Below are 11333 nucleotides of genomic sequence, written 5' to 3'. Positions count from 1 at the left end.
CGCGGGGCGGCGGTTAGAGGGAGGAGGTGTGGATGGGGATGTGCCCGCCGACCGTGACCTGCACGCCCACCCAGCCGGCGCCGGCAGGCGCCAGCAGCGGTTCGGCGGATTGGTACTGCGGAGCCTGGTAGCCGACCGGGAAGCGCCACTGCTGGCGGGACAGCGCGGATTCGATGTCCTGCAGGATCAGGTCGAGGCGCTCGCGTGCATCGGCCAGCGCCGCGGGCACGCGCGCGATGATGTCGACCGTGGTCGCGCGGGACGTCTTCACCACCGCCGGCTCGGTGCCCCGCGCCTGGCGCGACCACACCACGGCGATGAACGGCTCGTCGCTCTCGGCCAGCTTCGGCGTCGGCTCCAGGGTGACGCTGTCGCCGGCGTTGGTGTTGTAGCCGTCCGCCTGCTTGATCTGCCGCATGCAGGCGGCGATCGCCTCCAGGTAGATGGCGCGCGGGCTAGGCATGCTGCACCCACCAGGCGCTGATGCCTTCGTCATGGCGCGTGCGCTGCGCGAGCGCGAACGACTCGGCGACCAGGCCCGCGCCGTCGAGCAGGGACACGATTCCGCCTTCGTCAGGCGCAACCTCGATCACCTGGAAGGTGATGCGGGTGCGGAAGACGGAGACGGGTGCGACCTCGTCGCCATAGTCCGCCACGTCCCGGTCTACCAGCACGATGCACGGCACCGGCACGGCGTCGGGCGCGGCATCCGGTGGGAGGTACTCGGCCGCATCGGCGATGCCGGCCGCGGCGAAGGCGCCGAACGCGGCGGCGTCGAAGGACTGCAGGAAGGCGCGCTGGTTCATCCGCGCCCCCGGAGGCGTGCCGTGGCGACGGCCTTGGCCAGTTCGCGCGGGAAGTGGAACGGGAACAGCTTGTTCCACTCGCGCTGGGCGAATTCGTAGATGCGGTAGCGCGGGCGGTACGACACCGAGCGCACGAAGATGAAGATGCTGTCGATGCGGCTGCGCGCGCCGATCGCGCGCCGCGCGGCGTCGCCGGCGGCCATCTCGCGGCGGCGGTAGATGCCGGGCAGCAGGTTGCCCTTCTTGCGGCCCACCACGAAGTAGTCGGAGCCGCCGCGGCGCTTGCGGCGGGCGCGCGTGCGCTCGGTCTCGTTGGAGGCGTAGCCCTGTTCGCCGGCGACGCCCAGCTGCGAGATGATCTGCCGCACGTGGCCGCTGGGCACGTTGCCGAAGGCGTCCAGCTGCACGCCCTTGCCGGGCACTGCGAACGTGCCGCGCGGCAGGAAGCCCTTGGCCTGCAGCAGCCGCTCCAGGCCCTTCGCCGGGCGCGAGCCGCCTCCCACCTGCGGCAGCAGGTACTTGGCCGGGGGCGTGCCCTTGAAGGCCTCGTCGCGGATGAAGACCTCCGCGGCGGGACGCTGCTTCGTCGCTTTCCGGTACAGGATGGCGTTGATGGTGAACGGCGTGGGTCGATCCAGAGCGCGGGGCGCCTCACGCTTCCAGGCCTCGCGCACGCCGAAGGCGGTCGCGTTGACGGCCTGCAGCGTGGCGAACGGCAGCTGCGTGCGCTCGAGCTCGGTGAAGGCGCGATCGAACACGCCCTGCGGGTCCACCTGCACCTTGAGCAGCTGGCCGGTCATGGCTCGACCTCGGTGCCCTGGATGGCGCCGCACTGCTGCAGCTTGGCGTTGGCGCGCTCGAGCGCGGCGCGGCGCTTGGCGGCCACTTCGAAGCACTGGGCGATCGGGCCCTCCGCGATCGGCTCGGGCGCGGTGAGGTGGGCCGGCACGCGCACGTAGATGTAGCGCTCGACCACCTGCACCTGGGGCACGACGGCGGTGCCGGCGTCCGGCAGGTCGGGCTGCACCAGGTCGCGACCGCAGGCGGCCAGGACGAGGCAGGAGGCGATGGCGAGGATGCTGCGCATGGTCAGTATCCGTTGAAGGCCGGGCACGCCTGCTGCACGGCATTGAGCGCGCTGGCGCAGTCGCCCTTGCGCACCTGGTCGGCGTAGCGCGCCAGCCAGGTGTCGAGGGTGCGGTTGGCGGCGGCGGCGGCGGCCTGCGCCGCGGCGATGGCGGCGCGGCCTTCGTCCTGCAGGCGGGTGTTCTCGCCCTGCGCCTTGGCCAGCAGGCCTTGCAGGGTCTCGTTGACGTCCTGGAACGCGGCGTTCGCGAGGTCGAGCTCGCCGGCGCGGACCTTCCACGCCTCGGCGCTCACCTGCGCGGTGTTGCGGGCCGCGGTGACTGTGGCCAGCTGGCCGCCGTACCAGCGCTGCTGCACGGCCAGCGCCCCGCCCAAGCCGGCGCACGCCACCAGCAGCACGCCCACGGCGTACAGCAGCGGCTTGACGCTCAGCTTGGACAGGATGCCGGCCATGGGTCAGCCGCCTGCCTGGTCGGTGGGGTCCGGGTAGGACGGGAACTTGAACGCCGGCAGCCCTTGCCCTTTCAGCCGCAGCAGCAGGAACACGGCGCTGGCGATCTGGACGAACGCGCCGAGCGAAGGCTCGGCCAGCAGTGTGCCGAACTGCGCCTGCAGGAAATCCACCTGTTGCGCGGCCCACTGGAACAGGGCCACCAAGTATTCGCCCAGCAGCACTCCAGCCGTAGCCAGCCACGCGGTGTAGCTCTTGAACGCGGCCTGCAGCGGCACGGCTCCGCGGCGGGTGAACTTGTCGTAGAAGATCCACGCCAGGGCGGCGAGGACCAGGAGGAACAGCGCGAGAATCCAGTTCATGGGTGACCTCAGTTGTCGGTGGCGGCGTAACGCAGGTTCGAAGCGATGCGCCGCATCCAGCCGGCGCCGTGGACCGCCCAGTTCTTCAGGCGGGTCATGAAGTCCATGCGGTCCGCGTTGAACAGCAGGACCATGTCGTTGTGGTCGGTGGCGCGGATCGCGGCCAGGGTGATCGGGCCGATCATTCCGTCGTCGGCCACGCCCACGGCGCGCTGCAGCCAGCGGGTGGCCTGGGCGATGCCGCTGTTCACCGCGCCGTCGAGCAGTTGGAACGCGACGGCCGGGTGCAACTTCTCGCAGCGGGCCCGGTCCCAGAAGTCGCGGCGGTAGATCGCGATCGCCTGCGACCGGGTTAGATGCTTGATGTCGAGCGTCGGGTACGTGTTCGCCGCGATGCCGAACTTCGTGCCCTTCAGCTGGCCGACGCCGACCTTGCCGCCCGTCCAGTTGCCCGGGTCGCGGCGGTCATCGGTGAAGCCGCCCTCGTGGGAGAGCAGGCGGTCTATGAACTTGGGGAAGTGGTCGGTCATGGGGTCTTCGTGGCCTTCTCGATCTGCTCGACGCGGCGCTTGAGGTCTTCCACCTGACCCACCAGCGAGTAGTCGATGCGGTTGCCGATGTCGCGCACGTCGGATGCGATCTCGGCGGTCTTCTCGTTCGCGGCTTCCTGCTTCTTCGCGAACTCGTCCTGCTTGCTTTCCATGCTGGTGAGCTGGCGGTTCCCAAGGAACGCGATCAGCGCCAGCAGCACCGGCGTGAGCAGCCGGGCGGACAACTTGGCGAACGTGCTTTCGGCGGCCTTGTCCAGGTCCATGTGTTGGTCGCTCATCGCCCCTGTCCGACGTCTGCGAGAAAGCCGTCGCCGCCAACGCCGGCGGCGACGGGTAGAGCAACGGTCAGGCCGCCTTCGGCACGCCCGCGCCGGGGCACAGGCGCACCAGCACCTCGGTGGTGCCATTGCCCGCGGCTTCCACGGCGTAGCCGAAGTTCTCGATGTCGCCGGTGGCGGTCGAGGCGACGATCACCTGGCTGGCGCTGACGTCCCAGTGCACGGCATCGCCCTGGGCGATCACCGCGGTACCGAGCTTGGCCAGGCGCACCACGCCTTCGACGTGGACGGGCACGATGTCGCCCGTGCTGCCGCTGGTGACGGCCACGCCGAACAGGCGGCCCTTGGAGACCACGCCGCCGCTGGCGACGTTGGCGGCGAGCGTGACGTCGAGCACGCGGCCATCCTGGTGGTAGTTCTTCATGGTGTTTCTCCGGTGTGACGAGGGGTTGGAGGCTTGTGCTGCGAGACCGAGGCGAGGACGGGCGGCGGCCCGCCCTCACCCCCTTCCCGTCACGCGCCGGGGTTCTTTTGGATGGCGCGGTAGTCGCCGACGCCGGGCGCGGCGTCGATGCGCACCTTCCACGCGACGCCGTCGACGGTGAAGCCCTCGTGCTGCTCCAGGTAGGGCGTCTTGTTGCCGTTGAGGTACGCGATCACGATCGCTGCGGCATAGGCCGGGTCCGCGGCGCCGTACCAGGCAGTCGCGCTGTCCTCGTCGAAGTGGCCGTCGTCGATCACGTCGAACGTGTTGCGCACGGTGTTCGGCGTGGTCAGGTTCTTCGAGCCCGACACCTCGTACTGGCTCTCGCGCACGGTGCGCGCCAGGCCGCCCAGCACCAGCGGCGTGAGCAGGTTGCGGAGCGGCATGCGGATGATGTTGCCGTCCTTGTCCTTCTGCTTCGCCATGGCGACGCGCATCTGGTCGACGCTGGTGGTGCTGATCGCGGAACCGGTCATCAGGTTGCCGTGGTCCGCATGGAACAGCGGGATGCCGTCGTCCAGCGTGGGGTTGCTGGTGATCAGGTCGAACACGGCGGCGACAATCGTGCGGCGGGCGGCGCGGCCCATCTTCCGCGGCACCTCGCTGAAGATGCCGAGGTCGTCGTTGATGATGGCCTGGCGGGTGATCGAGAACAGGCGGCCGTAGGTCACCACCTGCACCTTCTGCCCCTGCTCGCTGAAGGTGCCGTACTTGTACTCGCCGCCCTCCGGCACCTTGAGCAGGTTGCTGAAGCTGCCCAGCCCCACGAGCGTGGTCGGCTTGAAGTCCGGCACGCTGGCGTCCGCGGTGAAGCGCTCCAGCGGGGTATCGACTTCCTCGAAGCCCTGCAGCACGCTCCGGCGGGAGGCGTCGCTCAGCAGGCCCGGGAAGTCGGACGTGGAGTGGGTGAACGCCAGGCCGACCACTTCCATGCGGTCGCGGCCGCGGACATCGACGCCGGCGGCCACGACGCATTCGCGCGCCAGCTCGGCGAGGGAATGACCGCGGTACGGGTTCTGTGCGTCGACCGTGGCGGTGCCTGCGCGCGCCTGGATGGCGTTGAGCATCGCGGCGCGGGTCTGGTCGCGCTGGTCGGCGCCGGCCGTCACCACCGTGCTGCCGGCGATCGGCGTGGCGCCGGCCGCCAGCATGGCGAGGATCCGCCGGCCGACGACGTCGGCGGTCACCGCCGGATCCGCGTCGGCGATGACGCCGTCGACGTAGGCGCGCACCTCGGCGTTGGCCAGGTGGGGCTGCGCGAGTGCGCGGATGTCGCTGTTGCGGGCCCGGATCTGCGCGAAGGCATCCGCGGGCGGCTGCGGAGCGGCCGGTGCCGCGGCAACTACCGGGGCCGCCGGGGCGGCGGGCGCGGCGGCGGGCGCTGCCGGGGCGGCAGGCGCGGCCGCCGTGGCCTGCACGCCGGCCGCCGGGGTGTTGCCGGCCGTCGCGAGGATGAGTAGATCGTTGTAGCGCTGCTTCATGGTGGGATCCTCGAGTTGGCCGATCACGGCCTGCTGTGACACCTCGCTCAACGAGGCGAAAACGGTGGGATTGATGGTTGCGGTGATGTGCGAACGCAGGCAGGCCGAGACGGGCGCGGGCGCGCGCTCCACGGCAGCCAGGTAGCTGGTGAGCGCGACCACACGGGCCGACTCCGCGGCGACCGGGGCCGCGTTGTCTTCCAGCCGGTCGGCGAATCCGAAGTCGACGGCCTCGATCCCGGCGTACCAGTGATCGCGGCCATCGCTGAGCAGCCGCTTGATGGCGGCCTCGTCGCCGGTCTTCGCGACGTAGGCTTCGGCCATCGCCCGGGCATGCGTGTCGAGCGTGTCGGCGAACTCGCGGAAATCTGCCGCGTTGCCCATCGCGAAGGTCGCCGGCGCATGCACCATGACCAGCGACGTGGGGTACACCACCGCCTCGTCGCAGGCCATCAGCACGAGGGACGCGATCGATGCGGCCTGGCCGTCGACGAAGCCGACCTTGCGCGCCGAGTGGCCGCGCAGTGCGTTGTAGATCGCGATGCCGTCCGGCACCACCCCGCCCTCGCTGTTGATGCGGACGTGGATCGTCTTCGCCTTGATCTCGCCGATGTCGCGGGCGAGCTGGCGGGCAGATACGGAATCCGCCCAGAGCGCGGGGCCGATGGCCCCGTACACGTAGACCTCGGCGACGTCGTCCGCGGCGGCCACGACTTTGAAGTAGCCGCGCGACGTGCCGTCGCCGGCGTCGGCCAGGATGGTTCCGAGTGCGAGCGCGAGCAGGCTCTTGCGCATATCAGTCCCTCAGCATTGCGGTGATGGCGGCGGTGCGAACCAACGCGCGTGTGGATGTGTCGCCCGCGCCGTTGGCAGTCGGCAGCACGTCGTCGCGCTGCTCGCGCCAGTCCTCGATCTGCCGGGCGACCTCGTCGGGGTTGTTGCCGTACTGCAGGGTGTTCTGCTGCGGCGAGGTCCAGCCGCGGTCTTCGGCCTCGCCGCGGGCGTAGGCTTCCTTGAGCGGGTCGATCCACGGCATGACCGGGCGCACGTAGGTGCTGGCTGCGAGGTGCTTGAGCTCCCAGCCGCGCGGCATGCGGATGCGGCCGGCCAGCACGGCGGCTTCGATGAAGCGCACGCGCTGCTTGCGCACCGCCATCGCGATGAAGCGCTCGGCGAGCGTCAGGTACCCGCCCCACTTCTCCACCAGCTCCTGGCGCTGCGCGGAGTAGGTGCCGTTGTAGTCGAGCGACAGGCTGCTGTAGCTGACGCCGATGCCGCCGGCGGCAGCGCGCAGCTGTTCCTTGCGCCAGGTGGCCGCGTTTGGGTTCGGACGGTTGCTGGCGATGATGCTGATGTCCTCGCCGGGCAGCAGGTCGTCGAAGACGATGCCGGGGGACATGCGCAGGCTTCGCTCGCCTGGCTCGGCGATGGTCATCTCGCCGGCCAGCCCAACGCCGCTGTTCTCGCCGTAACGGTCCGGGTTGCCCTTCTTGATGGCAGCACACATCGACGCTGCCACCTTCGCGGCGACGCGCTCGGACTCTTCGTAGTCCTTCACGTCCTCGAAGCGCGACATGGACGAGGCGAAGACCGACAGGCCGCGCACCTGGTGCAGGCGCTTGAGGTTTCGGATGCCGTGCAGCACGTCGGCGCTGACGCGCTTGGTTTCGGTGGACCAGCCCTGCCGGTCGCCCGGGTGAGTCTTGTAGACGTGGTAGGCGATCGGGCGGCCCCAGGCGTTGCACTCGACGCCCTGGCGGATATTGCGCGCGGGGTCGTCGAGGTCGAGCGGGATCATGTCCGGCTCGAGCATCTCGATGCTGTACGGCACCGGCGTGCCGTGCTCGAGCAGCGCGACCGGCCCCAGCAGGTCCTGCCAGTAGGCCTCGCCGTCGCGGAACCACGTGCGCGACAGCAGCTGCTGGCAGGCGCCGTAGTCGTGCAGGCGCGTGACCTCGGGCGCATCCCACCAGGCGTCCCACAGGTCGTCGATCTGCGCGGCGAGGTCACGGTTGATCGGCTGACCCGGCAGGCGCGGCGCAGCGAGCACGTCGATGCCGCTGCCGACGGTGTTCTGCACCAGCACGTTGAGCGCGTTGTCGGCGAGGTCCAGGTCGCGCTCGAGGTGCCGCGCCTGGTCGCGCAGCTGGCGCGCGTCCATGCCGACGATGGTGTTGCCGCTACCCCAGTCGCGCGCGAGCTTGCGGCTGCGCGACGGGCGGGTGACTTCGTGCGCGCGCGCCTTGACCTGGGCACGCTGCAGCGCCTCGGCAGTCACGCGCTCGGCGTGGTCGCGGGCGATGGCGACGGTCAGGCGGTCGCGGGCGATGGCGGCGCTGGTCACGTGCACCCACCGAAGTCGGCATTCGCCCAGCCCGCACGGCCGCGGCGCGCCTCGGCGTCGACGCGTGCCTGCCACTCGCGTCGCCCGGCGCGGATCTGCTCCAGGTCGGCGAGGGTCAGGTCACGGTCGCCATGGCGGACACGCTGGCCAGCGAGCACCCGCTGCTCGGCCGTCGTGTAGAACTCCACCATTTCCTGCGCTGTCGCCATGAGGACAGCGTGACGGTTTGCGTGTTCGCGAACTAAACGAAACCGCGAACAGGCGCCGCGCTAAGTGGCTGATTCGAAACGGCGAAAAATCCGTGTTGTTCGCACTTTCATTGAAAGCGCGAAATCAGTCGTCGTTGGCAGCCTGTTCGAGCTTCGGGAGCCCGCCAGGGAACAGCTTGTGCAACGTAGTGCGGCTCACCTCGAACTCCGACAGCACCCGCTTCACCGGCGTGCCGCGCTCCAGCGCCGCCTTGATGTGCATGACCGGGTACTGCCGCGGCAGCGCCGGAAAGTACGGTTGCTCGCCGGCGAAGCATCGCATCACCGAATCAACGAACGGCTGGGCCATGCCCGCGCTGATGCCGATGTCGCGCTGGAAGGCGTCGAGGATACGCGCGCGCAGCTGCTCGTCGGTCTGTCGTGCTCGGCTCATAGGGGCCACCCATCCTTCGTGTCGAAGCCGCCGGGCCGGCGGCGTGTTTCACGGGAATCGCTCGGGCGTGTCGCCGGCGCCAGAGCGGCAGGCTGTGTTTCACGGGAATCGCTTGGCGGCGGCTGGTTGAACAGATCCACCGCCGGGCAGTAGATCGCCTCGAGCGCCTCCCACTGCGAATCGCGCATCGCGTCCGCCTTAATCGCCGGCGCCAGGCTAGCCCAGACCGCGTAAATGGTGCAGTCGAGAGGTTCGTTGCGCGCGCCCTTCGGCTTGATCCAGTAGCCGGTTTCCTTGTCGTAGTACTCGCAGGTCAGGCCCTTCCAGTACGCCTCTTTCAGCGCGTTCGGATCGGGATTGAGCGGGTCCGACTTGTCATCGCCGCGGCCACCAGGGAAGCGCAGCATCCGGGCGGTGAGGTCCTCCGGCTCGCCGCCCTCTTCGGCCTGCTTCTTCGTGGTGAGGGCTGCGTTGAGCCAACCGTAGACCATGTGCTTGAGGACGCTGGTGCCCACGCCCCAGACACCCACGCTGCGCGCGAGCGTCTTCTCCCGCTGGTTGACCTCGGTCTTAGACGGGCGGTACACCGCGCGCTCGGACTTGCGCTCATTGCGGCCGCGCACCAGGTAGATCGTCTGCCGGGCGTGACCACGGCTGGTCTTCAGCAACCGCGCGCTCCCGGACGTGCCCACCATGCGCTTGACGAACTGCGCCACCATCTCGGTCCAGTTGCCGCCGTCGAGCGCAGCCGCGGTTATCGGCATGTCGACTCCGCGCGTGTTCTTCCACGTTCCCTGCAGGTATTCGTCGAGCGCGGCATAGTCGTCAGGGATGGTCGGATCCAGGTCGATCACGGCGTAGTCGATGACGGCGCGCCGCTGGCCGCGGCCGGTGCCGATGATCTCGACCTCGGCGCGGTCATGCTGGAAGTCGACGCCAGCAGAGAGCACCAAAGCCCATGCCGGCACGGTGCCGAGGTTGACGCCAGGCTCCGCCAGCTTGGCCACCTCTTCGGCGTCCTGCTCCTGCCGCTCACCTTCGTACGTCAGCCCGAGGACAAGGTTGCGGAAGCCCGCCATCTTCGTGGGATCGCGCTCGGCCTCTTCGCGCATGTCCGCGATCTGCTTCCACGACAGCCCCAGGCCGAGGGGCGCGTAGGCGGCCCAGGCGTGAAAGCTGCGGTGGTGCGGCGGCGCGCCGAGGTTGGTGCGCTTCCAGTACGCGGTGCCGCCGTAGCCGCGCTCGGCGAACATCTCGGGCTTCTGGTGCTCCTCGATCACGCACCCGCTCTGCGCGCACGCGAACGTGCCGTCGGGCTGCAGCCGCTCGATCTCGAGCGTCTGCTCGGCGCCACAGTGCGGGCACTGGACCACGTACACGGACTGGTCGCCTTCGGCGTGCCCTTCCTCGATCGCGCTGGCACCGGCGATGGTGGGCGTGCAGGCCCGGTAGATCTTCGCGCGGTCGCCGTAGGACATCGCGCGCGCGGCGAGCTGCTGGACCGCCGGGCCCTGGCCACCGACGTCGCGCGGGTACTCGTCAACCTCGTCCATGAAGATGTAGCGCGCGGTGCGCTGGCGCAGCTGCTTCGACGAGTTGGCCCAGATCACCCATAGGGTGCCGCCGGGGTAGCGCTTCTCCAGGGTGTTGTCGGTGCTGAGCTTGGCCAGCAGCTCGGGCATCTCCATCACCGCCGGATCGAACTTCGACGTGGCCCAGCTGCGCGAGAGGTCTTTCACTGGCTGCGCAACGATCATCGAGTCCGCGCCGCGGTCGATGACGTAGTTGGTCCAGTTGATGCCGATCTCGGTGGCGCCGATCTGAGCCGACTTCATGAAGTCGACCACCTGCACCGGCGAGTGGTCGGACAGGCAGTCCATGATCTCGCGCAGCATCGGATGGCGCGCGGTTCGCCACTTGCCAGGCTCCGCGCCCGAACCCTTAGCGATGATGCGCGTCCTGTCGGCGTGTTCGCTGACGGTCAGGACCGGCGGCAGTTCCCACGCGCGGGACCAGGCGTCGCAGACGGTGGCGACCGCGTCCGCGATCTGCACGTCGAGGCCATGCGCGTCAAGCGTCATCGCCGGCCGCCTCCTCGTCCTCGGCATCTGCCGGCGGCGCTGGCGTTCGGCTGCCATTGCGCTCGGCCGCCAGCCGCTGGGCGGCCTCCTGCATGCGGGCGGCGATCAGCCGCACCTCGGCGTCGAGCAGAGCCGCGCAGGCGGCTGGGTCGGTGGTCGCGGCCAGCTTCGCGCGCAGGCGACCGCTCATGCCCATCATCTCGTTGAGCGCAGCGCGCACCAGGGTGAACGTGGTGCGCTCCACGTCGACGGTCCGCGTCAGCGCCCTGGTCAGTTCGCCCAGCTCGAGCTCGGCCAGCTGCGCCTTCGCCAGGCGCTCACGCCGGACCGCCTCCTGGACGCTCGGCGCCGAGGGCGGCACCACGTGGGTGTGAACCGGCACCGCCGCGGCGGCAGCCTCGCGCGTCCGGTCGCCGCCGCGCACGGGGTCGGTGATGTCGTCCAGCAGCGCGTCGCTGTCGGCCACGACGATCCGCGACGTGCCGGGCGCGACGACCAGCTTCCCCTGGCGCCGCATGCGCCGGATGTAGCTGTCGCTGCAGCCCCGGTGTGCGGCGTATTCGGCCACGGTCATGGTCCCGGAACTCACGCGGAACCCCACAGCCCCACCGGAACCAAACCCGGAACAGGAAAATGCACGAAAACTGGGGTCCGAATTACCCGCAGCGGACCTGCCCCGGGAGGACCCGAAACTGAACGACCGGGGTCGACAGCTGAACCTGAACGGGCGCGGCCCGCCGTGCCTCGACGCGACCTCGCTGCCGATT

At 69.8% G+C, this 11333-nt stretch carries 15 protein-coding genes; all 15 read right to left on the bottom strand.

Annotated features, from left to right (window positions below; genetic code table 11):
• Nucleotides 1-13: 13 nt before the first annotated feature.
• The 15 genes from QFW80_RS16755 to QFW80_RS16685 all read right to left on the bottom strand — a co-directional run bounded on the left by QFW80_RS16755 (nucleotide 14) and on the right by QFW80_RS16685 (nucleotide 11155).
• Complete coding sequence (locus QFW80_RS16755; RefSeq protein WP_280603210.1) at nucleotides 14-463, bottom strand: hypothetical protein; 450 nt, start codon at nucleotides 461-463, stop codon at nucleotides 14-16.
• Entirely contained in the window at nucleotides 456-806 is a 351-nt protein-coding gene (locus QFW80_RS16750) for a hypothetical protein (protein ID WP_280603209.1), read from the bottom strand. The genes QFW80_RS16755 and QFW80_RS16750 overlap by 8 nt, the downstream gene beginning before the upstream one ends.
• Nucleotides 803-1606, bottom strand: coding sequence for a hypothetical protein (locus QFW80_RS16745; protein ID WP_280603208.1), 804 nt, complete (start codon nucleotides 1604-1606; stop codon nucleotides 803-805). The genes QFW80_RS16750 and QFW80_RS16745 overlap by 4 nt, the downstream gene beginning before the upstream one ends.
• Nucleotides 1603-1893, bottom strand: coding sequence for a hypothetical protein (locus tag QFW80_RS16740; RefSeq protein ID WP_280603206.1), 291 nt, complete (start codon nucleotides 1891-1893; stop codon nucleotides 1603-1605). Before QFW80_RS16740 ends, QFW80_RS16745 begins: the two co-directional genes overlap by 4 nt.
• Nucleotides 1894-1895: 2 nt before the next feature.
• Nucleotides 1896-2345: a hypothetical protein gene (locus QFW80_RS16735; RefSeq protein WP_280603204.1), complete on the bottom strand. Its 450-nt coding sequence runs from the start codon at nucleotides 2343-2345 to the stop codon at nucleotides 1896-1898.
• A 3-nt stretch (nucleotides 2346-2348) separates the two neighbouring features.
• Nucleotides 2349-2705 carry a hypothetical protein gene (locus QFW80_RS16730; RefSeq protein ID WP_280603203.1) on the bottom strand — a complete coding sequence of 119 codons (357 nt, stop codon included), beginning with the start codon at nucleotides 2703-2705 and terminating at the stop codon, nucleotides 2349-2351.
• An 8-nt stretch (nucleotides 2706-2713) separates the two neighbouring features.
• Nucleotides 2714-3235 (bottom strand): glycoside hydrolase family 108 protein, encoded by a 522-nt coding sequence (locus QFW80_RS16725; protein ID WP_280603202.1) that lies wholly within the window; start codon nucleotides 3233-3235, stop codon nucleotides 2714-2716.
• Complete coding sequence (locus QFW80_RS16720) at nucleotides 3232-3534, bottom strand: hypothetical protein (RefSeq protein WP_280603201.1); 303 nt, start codon at nucleotides 3532-3534, stop codon at nucleotides 3232-3234. Before QFW80_RS16720 ends, QFW80_RS16725 begins: the two co-directional genes overlap by 4 nt.
• A gap of 67 nt (nucleotides 3535-3601) precedes the next feature.
• Complete coding sequence (locus QFW80_RS16715) at nucleotides 3602-3958, bottom strand: DUF2190 family protein (RefSeq protein ID WP_280603199.1); 357 nt, start codon at nucleotides 3956-3958, stop codon at nucleotides 3602-3604.
• Between the two features lie 89 nt (nucleotides 3959-4047).
• Nucleotides 4048-6294 (bottom strand): ClpP-like prohead protease/major capsid protein fusion protein, encoded by a 2247-nt coding sequence (locus tag QFW80_RS16710; protein ID WP_280603198.1) that lies wholly within the window; start codon nucleotides 6292-6294, stop codon nucleotides 4048-4050.
• 1 nt (nucleotide 6295) lies between these two features.
• Nucleotides 6296-7843 (bottom strand): phage portal protein, encoded by a 1548-nt coding sequence (locus QFW80_RS16705; protein ID WP_280603197.1) that lies wholly within the window; start codon nucleotides 7841-7843, stop codon nucleotides 6296-6298.
• Entirely contained in the window at nucleotides 7840-8052 is a 213-nt protein-coding gene (locus QFW80_RS16700; protein ID WP_280603195.1) for a primosomal replication protein PriB/PriC domain protein, read from the bottom strand. The genes QFW80_RS16705 and QFW80_RS16700 overlap by 4 nt, the downstream gene beginning before the upstream one ends.
• 124 nt (nucleotides 8053-8176) lie before the next feature.
• Complete coding sequence (locus QFW80_RS16695) at nucleotides 8177-8485, bottom strand: hypothetical protein (protein WP_280603194.1); 309 nt, start codon at nucleotides 8483-8485, stop codon at nucleotides 8177-8179.
• A complete protein-coding gene (locus tag QFW80_RS16690; protein WP_280603178.1) occupies nucleotides 8482-10566 on the bottom strand; it encodes a terminase gpA endonuclease subunit in 2085 nt (694 codons plus the stop codon). Before QFW80_RS16690 ends, QFW80_RS16695 begins: the two co-directional genes overlap by 4 nt.
• Nucleotides 10556-11155, bottom strand: coding sequence for a hypothetical protein (locus tag QFW80_RS16685; protein WP_280603177.1), 600 nt, complete (start codon nucleotides 11153-11155; stop codon nucleotides 10556-10558). The genes QFW80_RS16690 and QFW80_RS16685 overlap by 11 nt, the downstream gene beginning before the upstream one ends.
• Nucleotides 11156-11333: the final 178 nt, after the last annotated feature.

It is taken from the genome of Luteimonas rhizosphaericola (assembly GCF_029888045.1).
GTDB lineage: Bacteria > Pseudomonadota > Gammaproteobacteria > Xanthomonadales > Xanthomonadaceae > Luteimonas > Luteimonas rhizosphaericola.
The sequence above is the reverse complement of the archived record's forward strand: the minus strand, read 5'-3'. Positions and strand labels throughout refer to the sequence as shown.